The 25919-nt window shown below is 63.7% G+C and carries 26 protein-coding genes and 2 tRNA genes; 13 read left to right on the forward strand and 15 right to left on the reverse strand.

What is annotated here, in order from left to right; translation table 11 throughout:
• Positions 1–569: 569 nt before the first annotated feature.
• From acs to QCE63_RS06475, 4 genes are all read left to right on the forward strand, one after another.
• The gene (gene acs, locus QCE63_RS06460) at positions 570–2552 is read left to right on the forward strand and encodes an acetate--CoA ligase (RefSeq protein ID WP_309831643.1); all 1983 of its coding nucleotides are present in this window, start codon (positions 570–572) and stop codon (positions 2550–2552) included.
• A gap of 81 nt (positions 2553–2633) precedes the next feature.
• Positions 2634–2972, forward strand: coding sequence for a DUF4212 domain-containing protein (locus QCE63_RS06465; RefSeq protein WP_309831645.1), 339 nt, complete (start codon positions 2634–2636; stop codon positions 2970–2972).
• Positions 2969–4993 (forward strand): sodium:solute symporter family protein, encoded by a 2025-nt coding sequence (locus QCE63_RS06470; protein ID WP_309831647.1) that lies wholly within the window; start codon positions 2969–2971, stop codon positions 4991–4993. The genes QCE63_RS06465 and QCE63_RS06470 overlap by 4 nt, the downstream gene beginning before the upstream one ends.
• Positions 4994–5036: 43 nt before the next feature.
• Positions 5037–5126, forward strand: a tRNA-Ser gene (locus QCE63_RS06475).
• Positions 5127–5273: 147 nt separating this feature from the next.
• Here QCE63_RS06475 and rffA read toward each other — a convergent pair.
• Genes rffA through QCE63_RS06510 form a run of 7 tightly spaced genes read right to left on the reverse strand, consistent with a single transcriptional unit; the run spans position 5274 to position 12260 of the window.
• Complete coding sequence (gene rffA, locus QCE63_RS06480; protein ID WP_309831649.1) at positions 5274–6434, reverse strand: dTDP-4-amino-4,6-dideoxygalactose transaminase; 1161 nt, start codon at positions 6432–6434, stop codon at positions 5274–5276.
• Positions 6431–7300, reverse strand: coding sequence for a class I SAM-dependent methyltransferase (locus QCE63_RS06485; protein WP_309831651.1), 870 nt, complete (start codon positions 7298–7300; stop codon positions 6431–6433). The genes rffA and QCE63_RS06485 overlap by 4 nt, the downstream gene beginning before the upstream one ends.
• Positions 7297–7737 (reverse strand): GtrA family protein, encoded by a 441-nt coding sequence (locus QCE63_RS06490; RefSeq protein WP_309831653.1) that lies wholly within the window; start codon positions 7735–7737, stop codon positions 7297–7299. The genes QCE63_RS06485 and QCE63_RS06490 overlap by 4 nt, the downstream gene beginning before the upstream one ends.
• Before the next feature lie 7 nt (positions 7738–7744).
• On the reverse strand, positions 7745–8416 hold the full coding sequence (locus tag QCE63_RS06495; RefSeq protein WP_309831655.1) for an acetyltransferase: 672 nt from the start codon (positions 8414–8416) through the stop codon (positions 7745–7747).
• Positions 8417–8422: 6 nt separating this feature from the next.
• Positions 8423–9376, reverse strand: coding sequence for a glycosyltransferase family 2 protein (locus QCE63_RS06500; protein ID WP_309831658.1), 954 nt, complete (start codon positions 9374–9376; stop codon positions 8423–8425).
• Between the two features lie 2 nt (positions 9377–9378).
• Entirely contained in the window at positions 9379–10068 is a 690-nt protein-coding gene (locus QCE63_RS06505; RefSeq protein WP_309831660.1) for a WbqC family protein, read from the reverse strand.
• Positions 10069–10094: 26 nt separating this feature from the next.
• On the reverse strand, positions 10095–12260 hold the full coding sequence (locus QCE63_RS06510) for a hypothetical protein (RefSeq protein WP_309831662.1): 2166 nt from the start codon (positions 12258–12260) through the stop codon (positions 10095–10097).
• A gap of 579 nt (positions 12261–12839) precedes the next feature.
• On the opposite strand from QCE63_RS06510, the gene QCE63_RS06515 reads away from it, so the two are divergent.
• Positions 12840–13718, forward strand: coding sequence for a hypothetical protein (locus QCE63_RS06515; RefSeq protein WP_309831664.1), 879 nt, complete (start codon positions 12840–12842; stop codon positions 13716–13718).
• Here the strand turns inward: QCE63_RS06515 and QCE63_RS06520 are convergent.
• Together QCE63_RS06520 and QCE63_RS06525 are read right to left on the reverse strand one after the other, a co-directional pair.
• A complete protein-coding gene (locus QCE63_RS06520; RefSeq protein ID WP_309831667.1) occupies positions 13708–13986 on the reverse strand; it encodes a hypothetical protein in 279 nt (92 codons plus the stop codon). The two genes, QCE63_RS06515 and QCE63_RS06520, sit on opposite strands and share 11 nt — an antisense overlap.
• Before the next feature lie 208 nt (positions 13987–14194).
• The gene (locus QCE63_RS06525; protein ID WP_309831669.1) at positions 14195–14419 is read right to left on the reverse strand and encodes a hypothetical protein; all 225 of its coding nucleotides are present in this window, start codon (positions 14417–14419) and stop codon (positions 14195–14197) included.
• An 85-nt stretch (positions 14420–14504) separates the two neighbouring features.
• Between QCE63_RS06525 and QCE63_RS06530 the strand changes: the two genes are divergently transcribed.
• Entirely contained in the window at positions 14505–14747 is a 243-nt protein-coding gene (locus tag QCE63_RS06530) for a hypothetical protein (protein WP_309831672.1), read from the forward strand.
• A 35-nt stretch (positions 14748–14782) separates the two neighbouring features.
• Here the strand turns inward: QCE63_RS06530 and QCE63_RS06535 are convergent, their stop codons facing one another.
• A complete protein-coding gene (locus tag QCE63_RS06535; RefSeq protein ID WP_309831674.1) occupies positions 14783–15289 on the reverse strand; it encodes a PRC-barrel domain-containing protein in 507 nt (168 codons plus the stop codon).
• A 165-nt stretch (positions 15290–15454) separates the two neighbouring features.
• Between QCE63_RS06535 and QCE63_RS06540 the strand changes: the two genes are divergently transcribed.
• Positions 15455–16135 carry a ribonuclease HI family protein gene (locus QCE63_RS06540; protein WP_309831675.1) on the forward strand — a complete coding sequence of 227 codons (681 nt, stop codon included), beginning with the start codon at positions 15455–15457 and terminating at the stop codon, positions 16133–16135.
• Positions 16136–16151: 16 nt separating this feature from the next.
• On the opposite strand, the gene QCE63_RS06545 is transcribed toward QCE63_RS06540, so the two are convergent.
• Positions 16152–16907: an SDR family oxidoreductase gene (locus QCE63_RS06545; protein ID WP_309831678.1), complete on the reverse strand. Its 756-nt coding sequence runs from the start codon at positions 16905–16907 to the stop codon at positions 16152–16154.
• Positions 16908–17135: 228 nt separating this feature from the next.
• Here QCE63_RS06545 and QCE63_RS06550 point away from each other — a divergent pair, with 228 nt between their 5' ends.
• The 4 genes from QCE63_RS06550 (at position 17136) to QCE63_RS06565 (ending at position 21222) form a co-directional block, all read left to right on the forward strand.
• The gene (locus tag QCE63_RS06550; RefSeq protein WP_309831681.1) at positions 17136–18311 is read left to right on the forward strand and encodes a porin; all 1176 of its coding nucleotides are present in this window, start codon (positions 17136–17138) and stop codon (positions 18309–18311) included.
• Between the two features lie 66 nt (positions 18312–18377).
• On the forward strand, positions 18378–19010 hold the full coding sequence (locus QCE63_RS06555) for a LysE family translocator (protein ID WP_309831683.1): 633 nt from the start codon (positions 18378–18380) through the stop codon (positions 19008–19010).
• A 541-nt stretch (positions 19011–19551) separates the two neighbouring features.
• The gene (locus tag QCE63_RS06560; protein ID WP_309831685.1) at positions 19552–21105 is read left to right on the forward strand and encodes an oligopeptide:H+ symporter; all 1554 of its coding nucleotides are present in this window, start codon (positions 19552–19554) and stop codon (positions 21103–21105) included.
• Positions 21106–21145: 40 nt separating this feature from the next.
• A tRNA-Met gene (locus tag QCE63_RS06565) sits at positions 21146–21222 on the forward strand.
• Positions 21223–21566: 344 nt separating this feature from the next.
• Here QCE63_RS06565 and rpsU read toward each other — a convergent pair.
• The 4 genes from rpsU to QCE63_RS06585 form a co-directional block, all read right to left on the reverse strand.
• Positions 21567–21779, reverse strand: a complete 213-nt coding sequence (gene rpsU, locus QCE63_RS06570) for a 30S ribosomal protein S21 (protein ID WP_006999077.1) — start codon at positions 21777–21779, stop codon at positions 21567–21569.
• A gap of 163 nt (positions 21780–21942) precedes the next feature.
• Complete coding sequence (locus tag QCE63_RS06575; RefSeq protein ID WP_309833709.1) at positions 21943–22245, reverse strand: 2Fe-2S iron-sulfur cluster-binding protein; 303 nt, start codon at positions 22243–22245, stop codon at positions 21943–21945.
• Positions 22246–22283: 38 nt separating this feature from the next.
• A complete protein-coding gene (locus QCE63_RS06580; RefSeq protein WP_309831687.1) occupies positions 22284–22877 on the reverse strand; it encodes a YigZ family protein in 594 nt (197 codons plus the stop codon).
• Positions 22878–22910: 33 nt separating this feature from the next.
• Entirely contained in the window at positions 22911–23471 is a 561-nt protein-coding gene (locus QCE63_RS06585; protein ID WP_309831689.1) for an N-acetyltransferase family protein, read from the reverse strand.
• A 285-nt stretch (positions 23472–23756) separates the two neighbouring features.
• Here QCE63_RS06585 and QCE63_RS06590 point away from each other — a divergent pair, with 285 nt between their 5' ends.
• Both QCE63_RS06590 and QCE63_RS06595 read left to right on the forward strand, forming a co-directional pair.
• Positions 23757–25364, forward strand: a complete 1608-nt coding sequence (locus QCE63_RS06590; protein WP_309831691.1) for an EAL domain-containing protein — start codon at positions 23757–23759, stop codon at positions 25362–25364.
• Positions 25365–25430: 66 nt separating this feature from the next.
• Complete coding sequence (locus QCE63_RS06595; protein WP_309831692.1) at positions 25431–25847, forward strand: hypothetical protein; 417 nt, start codon at positions 25431–25433, stop codon at positions 25845–25847.
• Positions 25848–25919 lie beyond the last annotated feature (72 nt).

The following is a 25919-nucleotide window of genomic DNA, read 5'->3' on the forward strand; positions in this document are numbered from 1 at the left end:
GCCGGCGAAACGGGGATTCGAGCACGTTCGCGGTCAGGGAAAGCCCGGTATTGTAGCGCGTCGGCGTGACAGTCTGCGGGAACGTTGCGGTGCGTGCGCGGCGGGCGACGCAAGAGGGTGCGCGGCCGAAACCCGGGTTTAGATCAAAAGAATCGCACGCCGCGCCGGGCCCGATACCTCACCGGGGGTCAGTTCAGTTACGATTGCGGAGCGCATGTCCGGGCCGCGCTCACTTCGCACTTACTTGGCGCTGACTTGGCGTATACCCCGTGCTCGTTGGCCGATACACGTAAGAAGCGGGTAAGTTGAGCGGCTTATCTTGAAGTCGATGCGGCATGCCCGCGGCCCCACGAGACGCCGCGGCAAGCGCCCGCGCCGCCTGGCGCGGGCCATCGCAACGGACGGACGCGCGCGCCATGACGGCGGCTCCGGCCACAAGAACGGAGACAGGATCCGGTCCGGAAACGCCGCGCGTTTCCGCTGACGGATCCCACAACATGCGGCACCCGCAGCCCATTCAGCGATGCGGGTGCCGGCGGATTTTGGAAACACCATCAGAGAGGTTGTCGATGTCTGCGATCGAATCAGTTCTTCACGAAAAACGCGTATTCCCGCCGTCGGCCAAGGCAACGACGGGCGCGGCCATTGCCGGGATGGACGCGTATCAGGCGCTCGTCGCCCAGGCGGAGAAGGATTACGAAGGTTTCTGGGCCGGCCTCGCACGCGAGACGCTCGCCTGGCACAAGCCGTTCACGAAGGTGCTGGATGAAACGAAGGCGCCGTTCTATACGTGGTTCGAAGACGGCGAACTCAATGCGTCGTACAACTGTCTCGACCGCCATGTCGAAGCGGGCCGCGGCCATGACAACGCGATCATCTTCGAAGCCGACGACGGCGCCGTCACTCACATCACCTATCAGGACCTGCTCGAGCGCGTGTGCCGTCTCGCGAACGCGCTCAAGAAGCGCGGCGTGAAGAAGGGCGACCGCGTCGTCATCTATCTACCGATGTCGGTGGAAGGCGTGGTCGCGATGCAGGCGTGCGCGCGCATCGGCGCTACGCATTCGGTGGTGTTCGGCGGCTTCTCGTCGAAGTCGCTCAACGAGCGTCTCGTCGATGTCGGCGCGGTCGCGCTCATCACGGCGGACGAACAGATGCGCGGCGGCAAGGCGCTGCCGCTCAAGAGCATCGCCGACGAAGCGCTGGCCGCGGGCGGCTGCGAGAAGGTCAAGGACGTGATCGTGTATCGCCGCACCGGCGGCAAGGTCGCGTGGACCGAAGGGCGTGACGCGTGGCTGCACGAGATCGTCGAGAACGAGCCGGCGCACTGCGAGCCGGAGTGGGTGGGCGCGGAACATCCGCTGTTCATTCTCTATACGTCGGGCTCGACGGGCAAGCCGAAGGGCGTGCAGCACAGCACGGCGGGCCTGTTGCTGTGGGCCGCGCAGACCATGAAGTGGACCTTCGACATGAAGCCGGACGATGTCTTCTGGTGCACGGCCGACATCGGCTGGATCACCGGGCATAGCTATATCGCGTATGGGCCGCTGGCCATCGGCGCGACCCAGGTGATGTTCGAGGGCGTGCCCACTTATCCGCACGCGGGACGGTTCTGGGAAATGATCGGCCGCCACAAGGTCACGATCTTCTACACGGCGCCGACCGCGATTCGCTCGCTGATCAAGGTGTCGGAGGCGGACGCGAAGGTGCATCCGAAGAGCTTCGACCTGTCCACGCTGCGCATCCTCGGCACGGTCGGCGAGCCGATCAATCCGGAAGCATGGGTCTGGTATCACGAGAACGTCGGGCGCGGGCAATGTCCGATCGTCGATACGTGGTGGCAGACCGAGACCGGCGGCCACATGATCACGCCGCTGCCGGGCGCGACGCCCCTGGTGCCCGGTTCGTGCACGCTGCCGCTGCCGGGCATCATGGCCGCGGTGGTCGATGAAACCGGTCAGGACGTGCCGAACGGGCAGGGCGGCATCCTGGTCGTGAAGCGGCCGTGGCCGTCGATGCTGCGCAACGTCTGGGGCGACCCGAAGCGTTATCAGACCAGCTACTTCCCCGAGGAACTCGGCGGCAAGCTGTATCTGGCCGGCGACGGCGCGGTACGCGACAAGACCACCGGTTATTTCACGATCATGGGCCGCATCGACGACGTGTTGAACGTGTCGGGCCACCGTCTGGGCACGATGGAGATCGAGTCGGCGCTGGTCGCGAATCCGCTGGTCGCGGAAGCGGCGGTCGTCGGCCGTCCGGACGACACGACGGGCGAAGCCGTGGTGGCGTTCGTCGTGCTGAAGCGCGCGCGTCCTGAAGGCGACGAAGCGAAGCAGATCGCGACCGAGTTGCGCAACTGGGTCGGCAAGGAGATTGGCCCGATCGCAAAGCCGAAGGACATTCGCTTCGGCGAGAACCTGCCGAAGACGCGTTCCGGGAAGATCATGCGGCGCCTCTTGCGCTCGCTCGCGAAGGGCGAGGAGATCACGCAGGACGTCTCGACGCTCGAAAACCCCGCCATCCTCGACCAGCTCGGCGAAGCACGCTGATGCATTCAGGTTCGCGACTGCGCACTGAGCGGCGCGGTCGATCCTGATTGCCGATGCCATGCGGTTTTGTTAAAAAGCCGCATGGCCACCCCTCCCGCCGATTCCTCCAGCCAGCCGCCCGCTTCCCCGCCGCCCGTCTCGGCCGCGATGGCGCGCGCGCATCGCACGTACTGGCGCTTCAACCTCGCACTCATTGCCGTGCTGATGACGATCGGCTTCGTCGTCTCGTTCGGTCTGCCGCTGGTGGCGCAACGCGTCGATCACATGCGCGTCGCGGGCTTTCCGTTGCCGTTCTATTTCGGCGCGCAGGGCGCGATCCTGGTGTATGTGGGCTTGATCGTCGTCTATATCGTGCTGATGCAGCTTGCCGATGCGCGCCTGCTGCGCGTCGCCCGCGCGGAACAGGGCGAGGCCGCATGAAGCTCACGAACCGGCTGATCCTCTACTACGCGCTCTATACGCTCGGCTTCCTGCTGTTCATCTTCCTGATGGAGCGCATCGAGCGCACGACGGGACCGGGCACGTGGATCGGCTACGTGTTCCTGTTCGTGCCGATCGCGGTCTATGCGGTGATTGGCTTGTTATCGCGCACCTCGGACCTGGTCGAATACTACGTGGCCGGGCGTCGCGTGCCGTCAGCGTTCAACGGCATGGCGACGGCGGCGGACTGGCTGTCGGCGGCTTCGTTCATCGGCCTCGCGGGCTCCATCTATGCGAGCGGCTACGACGGCCTCGCCTACGTGATGGGCTGGACGGGCGGCTACTGCCTCGTCGCGTTCCTGCTTGCACCGTATGTGCGCAAGCTCGCCCGCTACACGATTCCCGACTTTCTCGGCACGCGTTTCTCGAGCAACCTGGTGCGCGCGCTGGCGGCCGTCGCGGCGATTCTCTGTTCGTTCGTGTACCTCGTCGCGCAGATCCAGGGCATCGGGCTGATTGCTTCGCGCTTTATCGGCATCGAGTTTTCGATCGGCATCTTCTGCGGGCTTGCGGGCATTCTGGTGTGCTCGTTTCTCGGCGGCATGCGCGCCGTGACGTGGACGCAGGTAGCGCAGTACATCATCCTCATCAGCGCGATGCTGATTCCCGTGTCGATGATCGCGCATCGAGAAGGTCTCGGCTGGTTTCCGCAACTGAACTATGGTCGCGTGATGGAGCGGGTCGAGTCGCTCGAGCGGGCGGTGGCCGTGTCGCCCGACGAAGCGCGTGTGCGTGCCGATTTCCAGCGGCAGGCGGCGCGGGTGCAGGAGCGCATCGACGCGTTGCCGCAGTCGTTTCATGTCGAGCATGCGCGGCTGACGGCGGAGATTGCCGAGTTGCGTCGGCATAACGGGCCGCTGCGCGAGATCAACGAGCGGGAACGGGAGCTGGCGGCTTTTCCGCGCGACCCCGCCGATGCGCAGGTCAAGTGGACGCGCGAGCGCGATGCGCTGAGCGAACGCGTGGCCGCTCCGGTGCCGATGGCCGAAGCCTTCGCGCCGGGGTCGGCCGGCGACGAGAGCCCGCGCGTGCACAAGGTGAACTTCCTGGCGTTGCTGCTGTGTCTTTCGATCGGCACGGCGAGCCTGCCGCACATTCTCACGCGCTACAACACGACGACCTCGGTGGCGTCGGCGCGGCGCTCGGTCGGCTGGACGCTATTCTTCGTCGCGCTGTTCTACCTGACCGTGCCGGTGCTCGCCGTGCTGATCAAGCACGAGATCCTGACGGGATTGGTGGGGCATCGGTTCGCGGATCTGCCGCAATGGGTCACGCAGTGGCGGCGCGTGGAACCGTATCTGATCCGGATCAGCGACGTGAACGGCGACGGCATCGTGCGCTGGGCGGGCATCCAGATGCAGCCCGACATGGTGGTGCTGGCGGCGCCGGAAATTGCCGGGCTGCCGTATGTGATCTCGGGGCTGATTGCGGCGGGGGCGCTGGCGGCCGCGCTCTCGACGGCCGATGGACTGCTGCTGACCATCGCCAATGCGCTCTCGCACGATGTCTATTACTGCATGGTGGATCGGGGGGCGAGCAGTCAGCGGCGCGTGACCATCTCGAAGATCCTGCTGCTGGGCGTGGCGCTGCTCGCGTCGTATGTGGCATCGCTGAATACGGGCAACATCCTGTTCCTGGTGGGCGCGGCGTTTTCACTGGCGGCGTCGAGCCTGTTCCCGGCGCTCGTGCTCGGCGTGTTCTGGAAGCGCACGACGCAGCGCGGGGTCGTCGCCGGGATGATCGCGGGGCTGGTGGTGTGCGTGTACTACATTGTGTCGACGTATCCGTTCTTCGTGCAGCTCACCGGGTTCGCGGGGGCGCGCTGGTTGGGCATCGAACCGATCAGTTCGGGTGTGTTCGGCGTGCCGGCGGGGTTCGCGGTGGCGATTGCGGTGAGTCTGCTGGATCGCAAGCCGGACGCCTATACGCGCGCACTGGTGGATTACATTCGCCATCCGTAGGGGCTGGCGCAGTGGCGGGAACTTGGTATAATCGCGGACTTCCGGAGAGATGGATGAGTGGTTTAAGTCGCACGCCTGGAAAGCGTGTATAGGGTAAAACCTATCGGGGGTTCGAATCCCCCTCTCTCCGCCAGGACAGAATGTAAAGCCGTTGATCCGTAAAGGATCAGCGGCTTTTTCGTTTTTGTCCCCCCCAGCAGTCAGGCGCGACAATGGAAACGCGACGGGCCTGAGCGGGCCTCGCCCGCGCGACGCATCACCTCGACGCGCCCAGACCGCCTCACACGTTGCCCGCTTGCGCGCCTGCACGTAGCGCGCGCTTGAGCACGTCCACCACTTCCTCCTGGTTCGCGCGCGTGAGCCCGACCCACAGCGGCAGCCGGATCAGCCGGCCGGCGAGGGCGTCGGTGACGTCGAGCTCACCCGCCGCTCGGCCGACGGCCATGCCCGCGCGCGACGAATGCAGCGGAATATAGTGAAACACCGCGCCGATGCCCGCCTGTTTTAACGTATCCAGCACGACCTGCCGATTCACGTGCGGCGCGACGAGGACGTAGTACATGTGGGCGTTGTGCGCGCAGTGCTCGGGAATGACCGGTCTGCGCAGCCAGCCCTCGGTTTCGAGGTCGGCGAGCAGCGCATGATAGTAAGTCCAGCTTTCGAGCCGCTCATCGGTGATGCGCCCGGCCTGTTCCAGTTGCGCCCACAGGAAAGCGGCGATCAGCTCGCCCGGCAAAAACGACGAGCCGATGTCCTGCCACGTGTACTTGTCCACCTCGCCGCGAAAATAGCGGCTCCGGTCGGTGCCTTTCTCGCGAATGATCTCCGCCTGCGCGGCGAACTCGGGCGCATTCACGAGCAGCGCGCCGCCTTCGCCGGAAATGACGTTCTTCGTTTCGTGAAAGCTGTACGCGCCGAGATCGCCGATACTGCCCAGCGCGCGGCCCTTGTACGTCGAGGTCACGCCTTGCGCGGCATCTTCGATGACGAGCAGACCGTGCCGCTTCGCGATGTCCGTGATCGCATCCATCTCGCACGACACGCCCGCATAATGCACGGGCACGATCGCGCGGGTCTTCGGCGTGATCGCGGCCTCGATGCGGGTTTCGTCGAGATTGAGCGTGTCGGGGCGAATGTCGACGAACACTGGCACGCCGCCGCGCAATGCGAATGCGTTGGCCGTCGATACGAACGTGTAGGACGGCATGATGATTTCGTCGCCGGGCTTGATCGCGGCGAGCAGCGCGGTCATTTCGAGCGCGGCGGTGCACGAGTGCGTGAGCAGCGCGCGGCGCGCGCCCGTGTGCTGTTCGAGCCACGCGTGGCAGCGCTTGGTGAACATGCCGTCGCCGGCCAGATGCAGATTGCCGTGCGCCTCGGCGATATAGCCGAGTTCCTGGCCGGTCATGTACGGCTTGTTGAACGGAATATGAATCGTCATAGTTTTCTTGCGATCACGAGTCGGGAGCCGCCCACGGGAAAGTTGAGACCTGCACGGATCAGCCCTGTCTCGACGGCCAGTATGTTTTCAAAGAGTCGATTCAGCCACGACGGCATGCTCAGTTCCGCGCCCTCGTCTGCAGCCTGCTTCTTGCCTTTTTTCGACAGACGCGCCGCCATCATGGCGGGCAGCAGAAACGAAACGAACGACGTGCTGCGCACGATCTCGAAGCCCGCGTCGCGCAGCTTCGCGTGCAGATCGCTCGCGGCGTAGCGGCGCACGTGGCACGCGTATTCATCGGTGGCGCTCCAGAGCCACGCATGCTGCGGCACCGTGAGCAGCAGCGTGCCGCGCGGCGCGAGCGCATTGCGCGCCTGCTGCAGAACGAGTTCATCTTCCTTGATGTGCTCCAGCACGTCGAACATGCCGATGGCGTCGAACTCTTCGACGAAGGGGATATCGCGCGCATCCATTTGAATGAAGCGCGCGGCGTTTTGCCGTGAAGCCGCAAACGCGAGTCCCGCCGAGAAGATTTCGCTGCCGGACAGATTCACGCGCGGAAACGCCTGCGCGATCGCCGCGAGCACATAACCCGTGCCGCAGCCGACTTCAAGAAACGAAGCGAAGCCGGGGCAATATCGGCGCAGCGACCATAGGATGAGCCGATTCCGCGCGCGGAACCAGAAGCTGTCCGATTCGAGCGCGGCGAGTTCGGCGAAATGCGTGGCGCGGAAGCCTTCGCTGGCATCGCTCAACGCGGGCGCGTAGGCGGGAAGCGCGTCGCGCGTGGGCGGCGTCCAGCGGCAACGGGTGCAGGCGTCGGACGCTGCCGGAAACAGATGCTGGCAGGCGAGGCATCGTTTCATCGGTGCTTCTCCTGCAAGGCGGCGGGCTGCATGAAAACGAGCAGCTTGAGCATGACGAACAGAAAGGCCGCCACCACGAAGATGGCGATGAACTGGATCACGCGCGGCGAGTAATGCAGGTGATCGACGAACACCAGCAGCAGGCCGAGATTGAGCAGATAGCCGAGCCCATATGCGCACGCGTAGCGCAGGCCCGGCCCCAGCAGGTTGCCGCGATCCTTGAAGGTCCAGTTGCGGTTCGCCCAGAAACCGGACGCGATGCCCGCGAGATACAGGAACGTCATCGTCAGTTTGGGCTCGGCGCCATGCGTGGTCGCGAGCACGAAGATCAGATAGCCGGCGAGGTTGATCGTCAGGCCGACCAGACCGTAACGAAGCAGTTGTCCGAATGCGTTGCGCAAGCCGTGTGTCATCAGCGTTTTCGAGGTGGCGGGCATCGTGGATTCATGCATCGGCGACGACGACGCCCACGTCCGCGTCCAGTGCGCGAATGCGCTTCGCGGGGCTGCCGTAGTAGAGCGAGAGATCGGCCGTATCGTGCGTGATGAGCGACTGCGCGCCAATCAGCGTGTCATCGCCGATGCGCCGCCCTTGCAGCACGACCGACGAAAAGCCGATGAAATTGCGCTCGCCGAGCGACACGCCGCCGCCGAGCGTCGTATTGGCCGCGATGAAGTTATGGTGGCCGATGACCGTATCGTGGCAAATAGTGGCGTTGGACCACAGCACGTTGTTCGATCCGATTACCACGCCCGGTTCCACGACGACGCCGGGCATCACGATATTGTTCTCGCCCATGACCACGTCCTTCGCCACATAGGCCGACGACGCGACGATATTCGTCATCGCATGACCGCTTTGCCTGATCCGCTGATACGCCGCTTGCCGCGCGCGCATGTTGCGGTAGCCGACGGCGACGAATACCGACACCTCATTCGCGGGAAAGCGCCGCACGGCTTCCTGCCATTCGATAACGGGCAGCGAAGCGAATTCGTCCTCGGTCAGGTATTCGCGATCGACGGCAAACGCATGCACTTTCTGACCCATGTCCTGTTCCGCGTAGTAGCGCGCCAGCCGGGCCAGACTGGTTGCCCCGAATATGATCAAGTCATTCATTGCGCTTCATCCTGCGTGATCTCGCTGCGGTGCTTCGCGATCGGCCTGATAGATCTTTCTCACGATCGAATTGGGTCGCGCCTTGACTTCGAGATAGATCTTCGACACGTAAATGCCGACGACGCCAAGCGAAAAGATGATGATACCGCCGATCAAAAATAGCCCCGCCATCAACGACGTCCATCCCTGGAATACGCGGCCCATGAAGAGCTTTTGCATCAGCAGATAAACGATGACAAGCGTCGCGCCGGCCGAAAACAACAGCCCCACATAGAAGATCATGATGAGCGGCTTGCTGCTGAACGACGTGATGGCTTCCACGGCCATCGAGAGGCGCTTGCGGAAGGTATACGACGACATGCCGTCGAAGGTCTTCGTCGCGACGATGCGCTTCTGCCTGAAGCCCGCGTCGACCCAGACGGCAGGCAGGAAGATCTCGGTCTCGTGATAGTCGAGCAACGCGTCCACATAGTTGCGCTTCATCAGGCGCGCGATGATGTCGCGATCGGATAGCCTGACGCTCGAAAACGCGTTGAAGAGCTTGTAGAACAGATCGCTCGCCGTGCCCTTGAAACGCGGCATGGTCTTCTGGGTGAGCTGGCCGACGATCACATCGGTCTCGGGGTCCTCGTTCATGGCGTGCCAGAAGCGCCCGAGGTTTTCCGGCAGCTCTTCCAGGTCCACGTCGATGATGAAAACCCGCTCGCCGACGGCATGCCGGATGCCGCACATGAGCGCGCGATGCTGACCGAAGTTGCGCGCGAGATCCAGCACCTTCACGCGCGAGTCGCGCTCGCACACCGAGCGCGCCACGTGCAGCGAATCGTCTGGCGAACCGTCGTTCACGAAAATGATCTCGAAGGCCTGTGTGAGCTTTTCCGCGTCCGCCGCGATGCGACGGTGAAATTCTTCGATGTATCGCGAAGACCGGTACAACGTAGTGACGATCGAGATATCCATGATCAGGCTTGCTTCATATAGGTTTTATAGTGCGGGCCAGTATTGAGGAGCAGGTCGAGAACCGTCACGCCGTGCTCGAAAGGCGCGTGCAATTGTGGGTACTCGGGATAGCCGTCATAACTCATCCATTCCACGCCGACGCCCGCCGCTGCGAACAGGGCTTCGTCCAGATAGTTTTTCGCAGCGGGCCCTGACAGATAGACCTGTGCGTCCGCTTGACAGCACACGCTGACAAGACGCGCGACGCGGTCGCCGCTGAGATCGTAGTCGCGCGACGAGGTGATGTTCGTTGTGACGCCGAGCAAGTTGCAGATCGTGCGGATGAACAGCAGATTGATCTCGCTCAGCCATTCAAGCTGTCCCGCCTGCCGATAAAGCGCTTCGAGGACGTCCGCATACTGTGCGAAGTAGGGCGCGCGCGCATAGTTGTTCGCGATGGCCTTCCAATGCTTGACCGCCCATCGCCCGTTGAGCACGCGCGTTTCGCTGATCTTCTGATCGAGCCGTTCCTGCTGAACGGGAATCGTGATCCACTCGCCGCCGTTGCGCGTCTTGATGCGGTTACGGTTGCGCCAGTCGTTCTTCGTGAATTGCACTTCGTCGTAGATCACGAATTCGTCGACGGCGGCGATCATGTCGAAATAACCCTTCCACGGGATGTAGTTGGATTGCAGTATGGCGACTTTCTTCATGGCGGTGATTGAACGGCGCGTCGCGCTCAGGGCGTGCTGGGCAGCACATGGTAGACGAACAGTCCCGCGTTCCTGTGTGACGCATGTTCGCCTCGAGGGTCTGATTTCATCGGTTGCTCGCGCGGCACGACATACCACGTCACGTGCGCATCGCGCAGCAGGCGTTGCGCCTGGTCGAGTGTCTCGGCGCGATCGATCGATTGAATCATCGCGATGCGCTCCTTCGCCATGCGCGTCTTGATGCCGCCGAGCGTCAACTGGAAAGCGGTGCGCGACAGATACGCGGGAAGGTCGGTGAGGCTCGTCAGCACGGTGGCGGAATCGAGGATGAGCTGATTCGAGTCCGGGCCGCCAATCGCGAAGGTATCGCCGACCACGCTGTGGCGCCGGATGTGCTGCGCGGCGTCGACCAGGTCACGATTCACCGGCACCTCGTAGAAAGTTTCTCCGCCGCCTGACGATGGTTTCGCAGGATTGAAGCCGGACGCGCTCACGGCGCATCCCAGCGCGATCAGCACGAATGCGATCGATTGCGCGCGCAGTGGCAGCGTGCGGCCGCTGTGCGTCTCGCTTGTGAACAGTCGCGCGAGCAGGCACACGGCATAGACGCCGAAAACCGGGTACAGCAGCACGAAGTGCCGCTGCTTGTACTCCGACGAATCGCCGTTGTACGCGACGGGCGCGAACACGATCAGCAGCAGGTAGCACGCGAGCATCAGCAACGGCAAGGCGTCGCGGATGTGGAATGCGTGGCGTCGCGCGAGGAGGGCGCCGGCGGCCGCATAGACCGGCAGGAAGACGCCGAGCGGTGCCACGGTCAGCATCGCGAGTCCGATGATCGAGGTTGCCACGCGGCCGTACTGGCTCAACAGATGCGCGTAAGTCGCGGCGAGTGCCGGTGTGGCGAACTGCTTCAGCATGAGGTCGAGGAACTGCGGCGTTTGCGAGAAGTTGAGCCAGATGTCGCGCATGTGCGTATTGAACGCGAGCAGGGCTGCGACCGCGGCGAGCGTCAGCACGACGATCACGATGAAGCGCGCGCGCAGTCTCGGCCATGCGGTGAATGTGATCAGCGCGAAGAGGGCGGGCGCTTGCAGCAGAAACATATGCGCGCGGAACATGATGAGGCTGAACGTCATGCCCATCGCCAACAACGGCCATCGCCACGACGCATTGCGTGGTCGCGCGCTCGTCCAGCGCACGGCGAGCGCCAGCGCCACGAGCCCGATGCCCGTCGCATAGCCCGATCCCGGCGCGGCGAACAGCAGCCAGTGAAATCCGTAGAACCAGCTCTTCAACCAGTAATGCGATGCATCGGGCAGGCACATGACCAGCAAAGCCGCGAACATGCCGATGCGCCGGCCGCCGAGTTCCGTCGCGAACACGTAGAGGCCCAGCACGCCGACGAGCAATCCGATGGGCAGCAGCGCGGCGGTCGCAAGTCCGAGCGCGGGCGTGCCGGCAAGCGGCAAAAGCGCGGCTGCCAGCATGAAGAAGCCGTAGTGATAAAACGCGCGCGGCGAACCGGACATCCCGATATCGCTTGGACCGATGGCGAGCGGATCGCCAAACTTGGCGACCACGCCCGCGTGGATGAAGTAATCGCTCGAGGCGGGAAGGGTTCCGGTTTCAATCAGATGAGGAAGCGCGCCCGCCGCATGGCGACAAAACCAGCACACCAGCGCCGCAAGCGTGAGCGTGACGACGACATCGGTCCAGTCGGCTTCGGATGCCGCTGATACAGGAGTCTGCATGCGCCCGCGTTTGAAGAACCCGCATGCCGCGACCGCGGTGCCGACCACGACGAAAGCCGTCGCCGCCGTGACATTCGCGAACCAGACGACAGGAAGTATGGCAAGACTGACCAGCATGACGCCGGTGCAAAACGCGGCGGGCAAGCGCGCGCTCAGCGAACCGGCATGCGCGGCTTCCAGCACGAGTTCGCCGGCCTGTACGAGCACGAGCGCGCCGACGAACGAAGCAAGCGCCGCAGCAACGCCTGCGGAACCGCCCGCCTGATGCAGCAAGACCAGCGTGAACAGGGCAATGCCCGCGCAAAACACGGCGCGCTGACTCACGCTGCGGGACGTCGCGAAAGGAAGACGCCGGTCGGTGCCGCGGCGCTCGCGCGTCGCGGGTCTCTGCGAATTCTTGCCGGATGAGGCCATGTTGTCGGGAAGCTTCGCTGTCATCGTCTGGCAACGGCAGTGGAGTGCCTTTGTTATGGAAAGTGCGACTACGTGCCGGGCATCGTCCGAGGCTGGCGATGAGCGAAAGACATGACGTCTGGTTTGGAACGATCGGCGGATCGAATGGCAGTCCCGCTCATTCAGTCAGAAGCAATACCGTATCCGGCTCAGTTTTTCGGGTTAAGAAATTATACCCGCCGGGTTATCGGGACTTTGCGATGCGGCCAGCGCATCAACGCTCTACGCGCTCGAAACGGTAAGCGTGTTCGCACATGCTTTGCGCATCGCTTCAGACTCGGCGGCGTGTACCAAGTCTTTTCAGGTCATCGAATGGCGTTTGCCGGATGTCGTTCCGGCGAGTGCCTCGCGCAGCGTTGCCGGCATGCATCGCTCAAGCGCGTTGTTGAGTGATGGTCGGAACGATCTTGACGCAAGAAAGTGCGCGCGTCATCGGGTGGTGCTTGAATCCTCGCACTGACAGGATATCTTCGTGATCCTGGCAAAACCCAAGTGAGGTCTCACAGGAAGTCAGCGCATTAGGGCAGACTCTCTCTCTCCGCCAGAACAAATATCAGATTCCGCATGGTCATCGGCCATGCGGAACTTTTGTTTTTGCGGCTGCTTTGTCTGGGCGGCTGTTCGTTCCAAAGCCCACGCAAACATGCGTGTATGCATGTCGAAACCGAAGGGCAAGCCGAGCAGCGGCGTCAATGCAAAAGGATCGATGCGGCTCAGCCGTTCGACGGCCTGCCGGTCTTGACCGTCTCGAGCGCCTTGATCGCTGCGATCAACCGTTTCTCGGGCGCTGCCTCGAGCATCGCGATTGCGGCGCGCAGCAGTTCGCTCTTCTTCACGCGCACACCGCTTTTCTGGCACTTCTCCTTTAGCGCGGCGATCTTCGCATACTCCGACTTCGGCATCGTGAAACTGTCGCGTACGACTTTTTCTTTTTTCACGCGCTTCGGTCTTGCTTCGGTCTTCGGCGGAGCCTTCACCGCGTTCTGCTTTGCTTCCGCTTCAACAGCGGGGGTCTGCTTCGGCGCCGTTGCCGAGGTCTTCCTGGCGGCAGTCTTCCTGGCGGTTTTCACCGATGCGGCCTGCGCCACCGGCTTCTTGCTGGCTTTGAGCTTGTTCGAGGTTTCCGGAGCCGTTGCTGGCTTGGCTTCGGCGGTCGTGCCATCGACGGCTTCCACCTTTGCTTTTGCCTGTGTCTTGCCGCCGGCGCTCTTCGGAAAGTGGAAGGCTTTCTTGGTGGGCGCCTTGGTTTGCAGTGTGCTCATCCGTTCTCTCCTGTTCGTGTGGAGAAAACAGTATATACGGTTTAAACCCGCGGTTTTGAGCGAAGCATCATCAAGCGCGAGGCAAACGATCGGCTCCGGCGAACTTGACGTCTTGACGGCTGTTGTCGCGTGGCATCGCGTGCATCATCGACGCCACGCGCATGTTTCGCTCATTGCTTGATGGTGCCGGTCGATTGCGACTTGCTCGCAGGCGCGTCGGACGACATGCCGTGTTCGCGTTGCTGCATCAGTGTTCCGCTTTCCGATGTGCCCGAAGGTACGCCGCCGCGTAATGCATCGCCCGTGTGAGGCATCGGCACGGACTCGTGCTTGCCGGGTTGCATCGGCTGAGGCTTTTGCATGAGTTGATCGCGCGACATGTCCTGGGCGAAGGCCGTTGCGCTGCAGAGCGCGAGCAGGGCGCCGCCGATGACGAGAGTGGCTTTCATGACCGTCTCCTTGAAAGTCGACGCGGATGCGTCGCTTACGGAAATGTCAGCATCGACCATGCCGCGCCGGCGGACAATGCTTGCCTTCCGGACGCGTTCGAACAATCATCATATTCATTGGGTATCCAAACGATCATGCGCCGATGACTGAGCTCGATTCGTACGAAGTAAGGTTTTGTGCATCGCGTAGAATGCGTGGTTCGAGCAGCTAAGCGATTCGTTTGGCATACTCCGCGCCAAGCCGTGAAACATAGGTGCTGAGGCCACGCCCGCTCAGGGCCAGACGTTTCATTGCTTCCACGTGTGTACGTCCGGGCACGTGATAGTCATACAAATAAGTCCCACCGCTGACGAAGCGCACCATGATGCCGGTACGCAGGATGTCGAATGCGTCGACACCCGAGTTTCCGGCAAGGTTTAGATAGGTTTGCATGTGAATCAGGGCATTCCCTCGCGCAAACGATTGCGTACCGGGTGCCCCATCTCAAGTTTCGTCAGCACGGACCGTAATAGGTACCATGAACAAAGACCAACTCCCTTTCATCGATTCGGACGACCCGCACTTCCAGCACGCACGCGCGTTGAGTCTCTCGGTAGGCGCAATCCGCCGGGCGCAAGGGAAGAGCAATCCGAACGACTTCGACGTCGGCACGCTCGAGTGGCATCTCGCCATCGAAGACTTTGCGTCCGATGTGCTCCGCGCCCTCACCGACGAGACGGAAGGCACCAACATGCAGGTCGGCGAACGGCCGCGTGACTGATCGCGGCGACCGGTGAATGCTGTCGGATTGCTCCGCTAGAGCTTGACTCCACCCGCTTCGGGCGCATCGACGCCCTCGGGCGGAATGGCCCCCGACGGGCTCACGTCTCTCGCACGATCAGTCGCCCAGTACGGCTCGCGCCCGTAGTGCTGATGTACGGTGCTGGCCCATACGTGATCGGCCATCGACGGCCACGCGTCCTTGTCGAAACCTGGTGAATTCCGGACCTGTTCAGCCGTTGCATCGAGGCGGAAGCAGCGGTTGTCCGTATCGAGCGTGAGCGCGCTCCATGGAATGGCGAGCAATTTATTGCCGATTCCAAGAAATCCCCCGCTCGACAGCACCGCATACGCAATGTGCCCGTTGCTCACGTCGAGCATGATGTCCTTCAGCGAGCCGACGTCGTGGCCATCGCTGCTGATCACCGAATTGCCATCGAGCGTACTGGCCGCCATCACATCCGGTCCCGGTCCCGCAGCGGTTGCCGCGCCCTTGCCGACGATCTTCGCGCCGCCGGAAGACGATCCCATCAAATCATTCATGTTCTGCTCCTTGGCTCAATTGCGGACAGACCTCCCGCGTCTTCTGGACTGCGCGCGACGGTCCTGCATTGAATCAGCAACGGCCGTACCCATACGGACGGGCGCCGCACGGCCACGCCGCACCGGTCTGCTAAGCTCGGCGTTCGCTCATTTTGCCCGGGTCTCATGATCGATTTCGAGGAACTGCTGGCCGTTGCTTACAAACGGGAACGCATGCAAAGCCGCAGGCTCGCCCGGGGCGCGGCCATCAGCGAACATGCGGCGCTGTTCAGGACGCTGACCAAGGCCGCTGCCGGACAGACCGTGCAAGCGCTCGTCGAAGCGCGCCGTGCGGCCCAGCGCAAGGATGAAGCAGCGCGAGGATTGCGCGAGAGGCGTCGCGCCGAACGGTCGATCGCCGCGCAGCAGCGCGAGCCCGAGTCCGTCGCAGCGGGATGGCGCGCGTGGTTCGACGGCTCGGCGCTGCCGAATCCGGGCCGGCTCGGGATCGGCGGGGTCTTGGTCGGGCCCTGCGGCCGAACGGTGGAGATCAGCGCCGCCTGCGGCCATGGCGACAGCAGCGTAGCGGAATATCGTGCCCTTATCGCGGTGCTCGAAGCTGCGCTGCGCGAGCGGGCGCAAGGCGTCGTGATTCATGGCGACAGCCGCGTCGTGATCGATGACGTGAACGGGCCTGAACACGCGGGCAGTCGCACGCTTGCGGCTCACGCGCAACATGCGCGCGCGCTCATCGCGCAACTCGGCGATGCGCGCATCCAGTGGCTTCCCCGTGCCCGCAACCAGCGCGCGGACGCGCTTTCGCGCGCCGCGCTCGAACTGCCGTCCGCGGCGGGCGCGGCGGCCTGAGAGGGCGCTTCCGCCGTCAGGGCAACTCGCGGACATCGGCGGTCGGGTGACTGCCGAACGTATCGCTCAGGAGATGTTCCACGAGCTTGCGCGCCGATTCTTCCGGCGTCGCGAGCTGGCCGTCGCGTTTCAGTGCGTCGAAGCGTTCCCGCAGCGGAAAACGGTCGAGACCGATGCCGCGGATCTCCGCCTGCATGTCGGTATCGACGACGCCCGGCGCCACGCTGCAGATGCGCACCGACGGGTTGCCGTCCAGCACGACCGCACGGGCGTGCTGATCGAGCGCGGCCTTGGTTGCGCAGTAGATGCTCCATCCGGGATAGGCATTGCGAGCGGCGCCGCTCGACACATGGACGATGCGCGTTTCCGGCGCCTGCGCGCCGGATCGCGCGGCCGATTCGCCGACGGCCGCCGCAAGCATCAAAGGCGCCGCGACGTTCACGCTCACCGCGCGCGCCACTTGCGCGGGCGCCTGGGCGGCGAGGGCGCCGACCGGCGCGAGCACGCCGGCATTGTTCACGAGCAGCACCTGTTGCGCGCCGTTCATGAAGCGGAGCAACGTGTCGCCCGCGAGCCAGTCGGCGAGCGCGGACAAATCGGCGAGATCCAGTTCGATCTGGCTCAGCGCTTCGGGATAGCGGGCGCCAAGCCCGGCATGGGCGGTGCGCGAGAGGCCAAGCACCTCGATATCCTGGGCCAGCAGTTGCGCGGCGATCGCGGCGCCGAGTCCGCGTGTATGGCCCGTGAGGATGGCGCGAGTCGGGTAGGGCATGGTGGCTTTGACGAGTGGGCTAGTAAGGGGAAGGCGTGTCGATTCTAGCGGCAAGCCGGAGGCGACGTCGGCTAGGCTCAAGCGCGGCGAATCGGCAAGACAAAAAAAGCCGCAGAACGACTGTTCGTTGGTTCCAGGACACAGATGCAAGTGCGTCGGAATTTTTTCTGACAAGCCTCTTCACAAAACTGACAATCTTTCTCAAACGGAGAAACAACGGAGACTGTCATGCCGACCCGACCAAGCGCTCCCCCTGGTGTGTCGTTGTACTCCGAAGCAGACGTTCCATTCACTCCATCCGCGCCGGTCGCGGCCGTGCGGGCGTTGTCCATCGCGGCGGCCTTGCTTGGCGCGCCCTGTGGCGCCTGGGCGCAGAGTTCGGTGCAACTGTATGGCGAACTCGACACAGGGCTGGCCTGGACCAACAACGTCGGCGGTCATTCGCAGTACCGGCTGACTACCGGCACCATCGACGGCAGCTACTGGGGCCTGCAGGGCTCCGAAGACCTGGGCGGAGGCGCCCGGGCGATCTTCCGTCTCGAACGCGGCTTGTCGGTGGCCACCGGCGAAGGCCTCAACGACCATCCGATCTACGTCGGCATCGGCTCGGACCGGCTCGGCACGGTGACCCTCGGACGCCAGTACGATTCCATCCACGATTATTTCCAGACCTTCACGCTGACCGGCAACATCGGCGGCACGGCCTTCGCGCATGTGCTCGACAACGACAACGCCAACAATTCGTTCCTGGCATCGAATTCGGTCAAGTACACGAGCGCCACCTACGGCGGTTTCAGCTTCGGCGGCCTGTATGCGTTTTCCAATGAAGCGGGAGCGTTCTCGGACAACCGCGCGTACAGCGTCGGCGCGAATTATTCGCTCGGTTCCTTCAATGCCGGCGCGGCCTATCTGCACAACAATGGCCGCGGCAACACGACGACCGGCGCCTACGAAGCCCTCACGCTGCCCGGCACGACGCAGGGCAGCGTCTTCACCGCCAACGTGCAGCAGCAGAACACCTTCGGCGTCGGCATGAGTTACGAGCTGCGCGAATTCACGCTGAGCGGGGCGTTCTCGCGCGCGATCAATTCCGGCGTCATCGATGCCGACAGCGGCGATCTGGCGCCGTCGCTCGGTCTCAACAACTACGAGATCAACGGCATCTACAAGCTGACGCCGGCCATCATGCTGGCCGGCATGTACGTCTACACGAATGGCGGCGGCGCGCACTGGCACGAAGGCGCGCTGCAGGTCGACTATCTGCTCTCCAAGCGCACGGACGTCTATCTCGAGTCGATCTATCAACGCGCTTCCTCGAACGCACCGGCGGTGATCAACACCAACGATCCATCCAGCGGACGCAATCAGTTGATGATCGGCACGGGCATCCGGCATCGTTTCTGACGCTTTCGCGGGCAGAACGCGCGTGCTAGCTTGACGGTTTCTGTCCGTCCGTCTCGCAGGTGTCCCATGTCGCTGCAAAGCTACTTCATCTTCTTGCCCGCGTGCTTCGCGATCAACATGGCCTTTGGGCCGAACAATGTATTGTCGCTGTCGAACGGCGCCCGCGATGGTGTGCGCACGTCGGTGCGGGCGTCGTTCGGACGGCTCGTTGCTTTTGCGATCATGATCGCCATCGCCGGACTGGGGCTCGGTGCGCTGTTGCTGGCGTCGCAGACGCTGTTCACGGCGATCAAGTTCGCGGGAGCCGGCTATCTCGTGTGGATCGGCGTGAAGCTGATCCGCTCGGGACCGGCGCTGATCGTGACGGAGCCCGGAACTGACTCGGGTACCGCCAGCATCGCGCGGCTGACAAAGCAGGAGTTCTGGGTGGCCGCGGGCAATCCGAAGGCCATTCTGGTGTTCACCGCCTTCTTCCCGCAGTTCGTCGACCGAAGCGCCTACGCAACCAGCTTCGCCATCCTCGGCGCCACCTTCCTCTTGCTCGAACTCGTGGCCATTGTCATTTACGCGCTGCTGGGGGCGCGGCTCGGCTCGATGTCGCGGGGCGCGCGCGGCTTCGTGTGGTTCAACCGGATCAGCGGTGCGCTGATGATCGGCTTTGGCGTCATGCTGGCCTTCGTTCGCCGGCCGGCCGCCTGATTATGTTTTTTTATTGCAATTGCAATTCCCTGATTATCACTTCTGGTTATTGGGAATAAGCGCAGATTTATGCGACAGGGCTATTACCGAGTGACCGTGTGCACAAACCACCGGAAAATCCGGCACTCGTCAGTCGCAATAAGCTTGCGATTGGCTTCAATCAACTGACGCGCCCGAAAGCGATTCTTTTGAGTGTGTCGAGAGCCGAGAACATCGTCGTCCGATAAATTCGTAAAACGATGTGACAATGGACGGTCGATGAATAATCCCTCTCGACACGTGCGGCGCGCCTGCGCTGCACGCTGCTCACGCATCAATCCCCGAAATTGTCCGTTTCACCCTTTGCGGATTGTCATTGTTCCAGAGACGGCTACTATCTGTGATCCGTAATAATCACGGCTTCTGCTTTTACGCTGAATTGTATGTCGCGCATTCATGATCGCCGTGAAAGCCGGATTCATGCCTTGCCGTGCTTTCTGCCGAAGAAGGCGTATCTCATCTGGCTGTTTCAACTGCCGCTGTTCGGAGGATTTCCCTGCTCATGATTAACTCATCGCCCGGTATGTCGCAGACACGCTCTTTCACCACCGTTTCCCTGATCGAGATGTGGGAGCGTTTTGGCTATTACGGCATGGCCGCGTTGCTCGTGCTGTTCATGATCGACAAGATCGGTTTCGCCGACGATCACGCCAACCTGACCTGGGGTGCCTTCACTGCGCTGGTGTTCTCCGCGCCGTCGATCGGCGGCTGGATCGGCGACAAGGTGCTCGGCGCGCGCCGCACGATGATCGCGGGCGCCATCGTGCTCGCGGGCGGCTATCTGATGCTGGCGCTGCCGGTGGACACGCTCGGCTTCATGTACGCGTCGCTTGGCGTGATCGTGGTCGGCAACGGTTTGTTCAAGTCGAACGCGGCGAACCTGGTGCGCCGCATCTACGAGGGCGACGATGCGCGCATCGACAGCGCGTTCACCCTCTACTACATGGCGGTCAATATCGGCTCGACGTTCTCGATGCTCGCCACACCGTGGATCAAGGATCATTGGGGCTGGCACGCGGCATTCGCCGTGTGTTGCGGCGGCATGCTGCTCGGCCTGCTGAATTTCGCGCTGCTGCGCCGGTCGCTCGCACACGTCGGCTCGGCGCCGGACGACGAACCGCTGCGCGGGTCGCGCGTGTTCGCGGTAATCGCGGGATCGTTTGCGGTGGCGGCGTCGACGGTCTTCATCCTGCAGCACAAGGAAGTCGCGGTGGCCTGCGTGTATGCGGCGGGCGTCGCGATCCTGGCGATCTTCGGTTTCATGCTCAAGACCTGCGACCGCAGCGAGCGCGCCGGCCTGATCGCCGCGCTGATCCTGACGCTCCAGGTGATCCTGTTCTTCGTCTTCTACCAGCAGATGTCGACGTCGCTTACGCTGTTCGCGCTGCGCAACGTCGACCCGGCGTTCTCGATCGGCGGGATTGAATTGTTCACGTGGAGCGCGGCCCAGTTTCAGGCGCTCAACCCGATCTGGATCATGGTGCTGAGCCCGCTGCTCGCCGTCGTGTACGCGCGTCAGGCCCGGCGCGGGCGCGACATGCCGGTGGCGGCGAAGTACGCATTGGGCTTCGTGGTCGTGGCCATCGGCTTCTTCGTGTTCGGCCTGAGCGGGCGCTATGCGGTGGAAGGGCGCGTTTCGTCGTGGTTCATGGTGGCCGGCTACGGGCTGTACTCGTTCGGGGAACTGCTGGTTTCGGGCCTGGGACTCGCGATGATCGCCCGGTACGTGCCGGCGCGCATGGGCGGCTTCATGATGGGCGCGTTTTTCGTCGCGACGGGCGTGTCGCAGTATCTCGGCAGCGTCGTCGCGAACTTCGCACGTATGCCCGCCGGTAATCTCGATGCGGCGCAGTCGCTGCCGCTGTACACGCATTTGTTTCTCGGACTGGGCTGGCTGGCGGCGGGTGGGGCGGTTATGGCCATTGCGCTGCTGCCCTTGCTGGGCAAGCTTTCGAAGGCGCATCAGCGGGCCGCGCAGGCGACAGGGAAGCAGGCAGCAAGCCGACACGAATCGGTCGAGTCCGCGGCAGTGACACTGAATGCAAAGAGCGTTTGACTCTGATTCCCGGTTCAGTCTATAATTTAATTCTTTCAGACGCGGGGTGGAGCAGTCTGGCAGCTCGTCGGGCTCATAACCCGAAGGTCGTAGGTTCAAATCCTACCCCCGCAACCAAGTCATCAAGCAAAGAGCCCGGTTAAGCCGGGCTCTTTGCTTTTGTGCGTCTATATCTGCGTAGCGCCTTTCTTTTCGGCCAAGTTGCTTCTCGCGCCGCTTCCGCGCGTGGACACGCTTTCTCTCGAAAATCCCCACCCCCGGAAACACGAAAAGCCTGCATGAGCATTCACTCATGCAGGCTTTGAGCAATCTTGCCGATTCTCACCGACCGGGGCGCACCAGACTGTGCGTCACTCCGCGAGCTTTCGTGCGACCTTCTCCGCGCGAAACCGCGACCCGATCGAACTCAGGCGACGATGCCGAACTAATGTGATCCGATGCGGGCAGGGCCCCGCAATCGATCAATAGAACTTCTTCGGCAGTTGTGCGCGGCGGATCTGCTTGCGCAGGCGAGCGACAGCAGCAGCTTTCTTGCGCTTGCGCTCGGTGGTGGGCTTTTCATAAGCCATGCGCGACTTGAGTTCCTGAATCAGGCCCGTACGCTCGACGGTACGGCGGAAGCGGCGCATTGCGACGTCAAACGGTTCGTTTTCTTTCAGCAGAACTTTAGTCATTGAAATCTCGGTTGATCTGGCCCTGCCAGAATTTTGGGCAAAGCGCAATTGTACACTTTTTGAGAGCCACTCTGCACGCCCTTTGCAGGGATGGGTCCTGCGCCGGCTCCGGGAATCCAATCGTAGATCGTTGATTCAAGACGACAATACCGACAAACCCGGGTCAGAAGCCGCGCGGGCGCACGGGGCGCGTGTGGGCGATGGCTTCACGCGTGTCGGGCTGATCGATCGTCACGTTTCCGCGCGCCAGGGCCACACATGGCAGGATCCAGCCCTGCGCCTGTTCTTCCCTGGTCAGCCCCGGCCAGTCGACGCGATACGACACCACGCCGTCGACGAGCCGGCACATGCATGCGCGGCACGTGCCGTTGCGGCAGGAGCGCGGCAGCGACAAGCCTGCGCGCAGCGCGGCTTCGAGCAGGCTCTCACCGTCCCTGACGGCGATGAAGTGTCCATCCGGCTCGATGACGAGGGCACAGGTGCCGGGCTCCCTGGCGGACTGCGTCACGACCGCACCTCGATGCCCGCGCGGCCGCTCGTCAAATCGCGCAGTTCGAGCGCCGCCGGTTCACGCGCTGCGGCGGCCATGCGCACGACGAGACGCACCGTCATTCCATACGCGCTCTCGATCAGTTCCGCTTCATGCTGCTCGATCCAGCGACGCACGCGCGCTTCGTCGGCGTAGTCGAGCTCGATGCCGATCAGCCCGCGCTCGATCCGTTCCACGCGCTCGGCCTGCTGCATCGCGGTGGCGATCGCGTCGGTGTAGGCGCGCACGAGGCCGCCCGCGCCCAGCTTGATGCCGCCGTAGTACCGCACGACCGCCGCCAGCACGCCGTCCACCTCGTGATGACGCAGCACTTCCAGAATCGGGCGGCCAGCCGTGCCGGAGGGTTCGCCGTCGTCGGACATGCCGGACTGACCGCCGGCGAGCAGCGCCCAGCAGACATGCGTCGCGCCTGGATGCGCGGCCCGCAGGACGTCGAGTTCGTGCATGGCCGCGTCGCGATTGGCCACGGGAATGGCGCACGCGATGAAGCGGCTCTTGCGGATGTCGATTTCCGCGCTGACGGAGGAGGCGAGGGTGTAAGTCGGCAAGGCTGGAATCGCGCGGGACGTAAAGCTCGAATCTTAGCTGCTGTGCGCGGGCGGTCGCGCGGCGGCCTCACGAACCGGACTGAGCGCGCGCTGCATCAGCACGGTATCGACCCATTGGCCGTGCTTGAAGCCGACCTGGCGCAGCACGCCCGCATGCTCGAAGCCGAGCCGCACGTGCAGCGCGATGGAACCGGCATTGCCGCTGTGGCCGATCACCGCGATCATCTGGCGCCACGGCCCGCGTTCGCAACGTTCGATGAGCGCCTCCAGCAGCGCCCGACCGATGCCGCGCCCATGAAAGCCATCGGCGACATAGACCGAATCCTCGACGGTATGCCGGTACGCCGAGCGCGGCCGATAAGCCGACGCGCAGGCATAACCCGCGATCACGTCGTCGACTTCGGCGACCAGATACGGCAAGCCGGCGGCCGAAATCGCCGCATGGCGCGCGCGCAGGTCGTCGGCGGACGGCGGCACTTCCTCGAAAGTGGCAAGCGCGTGCTCGACGTAATGGGCATAGATCCGGGCAATGCCGTCGAAGTCGGCGGACGCGGCGTCGCGCACGAGCGGGATGGAGGAGGAGTCTCGGGCCATGGCGGGAACGGCGCAACGATCAGCGCAAAAAAAGAGAAATTCGCAGCGGCGATTCTCGCATGGCATGACAGCGGCAAAAAAAGGGCCGGGGAGCCGTGCGGAAGCCCACCAAAAAGGTGTGCTTTCGGGTAAAGAAATCGTTGAATGCGGCCGGGCGCGCCCCCTACACTAAGTCGTTTGTCCGGGACTGCGCGGTGACGGCATGCGAAGCGCCGGTTCACTGTCGTCGGGGAACGAGAAAACGCGCGCGATCAGCCTGCCTCGCGCCGCGGACCATAACACGCAATGAACAACTCTCAACGTGGGGCGCTGGCGGCGCTCCTGATCGTCATCGTGGTGATTGCGGCGCTGGCGCCGGCGGGAATCGGTTTTTTGTTCGCCCAGCGCAGCCAGCGGCTCGGGGAAACCGAGCGTCTCAACCTGTTCGCCGATGCCGCGCTGCGGCGCGCCGAGGATCTCACCCAGCATCTCTCGGGCGCGCTCGGCGAGATCGGGCAGGTGTCGGCGGCGCCGTGCTCGCGGCCGTATCTGACCGAGTTGCGGCGCATCGCGCTCGCGCATGCGCAGGTGCGCGACGCCGGCGCCTATGACCAGAACGGCCGCTGGCAATGTTCCTCGCTGCTGGGCGCGGTGTCGGTGGGTGCGCTCGACGGCGTCACCGGCGGTCTCATGCTGCCGCCGCCGGACTGGCGGTCGCGCGACGGCCTGCTCGCCTGGTACGGCCTTGCCCGGCTGCCGGGCGGGAAGGCGTCGCTCGTCATGGGGCGCAACGGCTTCTACATCGCCGCCGATCCCGCGCTCTACGTGGATAGCCACGACGCGCCTGCCGGGCCGGTGGACGGCGTCGCGGTCATCAATACGGAAGTGAGCCGCGTGATCGCGAGCGCCCCCGCCGCCGATGCCGCCGCCACCGCCGCCGTCCTCGCCGTGTACCGGACCAAGCCGCCCGTGCGCGACTGTTCGCCTTACGTGGTGCGGCGCTCGGCCTCGATGCCGCTGGCGGTCGTCGTCAGCGCGCCGCATCAGCCGTGGCGCCAGCGCGTGCGCACGCTGCCGTGGGGCTGGCTGCTGGGCGGCGTGACGGCGGGCTTGCTGGTGGCGGGCTGGGCGGCGTATTTCATTCTCCGCAGGCTCTCGCCGCGCGGCCAGCTGAGCGACGCCGTGCGGCGCCACCAGTTCATCGTCGCCTATCAGCCGATCGTCGAACTCGCGACGCGCCGCTGTGTCGGGGCGGAGGCGCTGGTGCGCTGGAAGTATCACGACCGGATCGTGCGGCCGGACGATTTCATCCCGCTCGCGGAAAATCGCGGGCTGATCCAGGCCATCACGGACCAGGTGCTCGATACCGTGCTGCTCGAACTCGGCGACTTTCTCCGGCGCTATCGCGAGTACTACGTGTCGGTGAATCTCTCCGCGCCCGACCTGACCACCCATCGTTTCCTCGACGTGCTCGGTCCGGCGATCGCGCGGCAGGGCGTGCGGCCGGGGCAGATCCGCATCGAGGCGACCGAGCGCGGCTTTCTCGACGCCGAGGCCGCCAAGGACGTCATCAGCGCGTTCCGTCATGCGGGGCACGCGGTCTATCTCGACGATTTCGGCACTGGCTATTCGAGCCTGTCGCATCTGCAGAATTTCCGCGTCGACGGACTGAAGATCGACAAGTCCTTCGTCGATACGGTCGGCCAGGACGCGGCGTCGAGCAGCGTGGCATCGCACATCGTGGACATGGCGGCGACGCTGGACGTGCAGGTGATCGCCGAGGGCATCGAGCGCGAGGAGCAGGCCGCCTATCTGCATGCGCGCGGCGCGCAGTTCGGGCAGGGCTGGCTGTTTTCGCCGCCGCTGACCGCGGCGGAATTCATCCGCTACGCGGGCCGCACGCGGGGCGCTTGATCGCGGGCAAAACGGCCTTATTTAGGGAGCTTCCTGAAGTGCAACTCCCTACGACGAGGCCCGACCATGACCGCGAACACCGTCATCACCGATCAAGCCGCCACCGCTTTCCTGCGCGACGTGCGTCATCCGCTGCTCGCGCTTCATCGCAGCGTGCTCGCGCATCTGCGCGCGCGGCACGAGGCCGAGTTCGGCGCGGTGTCGCCGGGCGAGTTCCTGCAGATCGTGATCAATGGTTCGGCGTATCGCTGGCTTGCGCCGTTCTCGACGCTGATCGCCGCCATCGACGATGTCCTCGACGACAGCGAGGCCACGCCCGAAACGCGCATCGCGCATGCGAAGGCCGTGCTCGGCATGTTCCGGGCCGGTACGCGCGATCCGGCCTTCGCGGAACAGTTCCTGCCCTTGCTGCAGGACAGCCCGGAAATAGCGGTGGCCAACGGTGAAGTGGCGCAGCATCTGCGCGCCCTGGTCGGCAAGTAAGCGTGCGCCGCGCGCCGCCCTCTATCGGAAATGCGACCTGAAAAGCGCATTTTTCGTCGTTGGCGGCGCTGC

Source organism: Caballeronia sp. LZ065, from assembly GCF_031450975.1.
Lineage (GTDB): Bacteria > Pseudomonadota > Gammaproteobacteria > Burkholderiales > Burkholderiaceae > Caballeronia.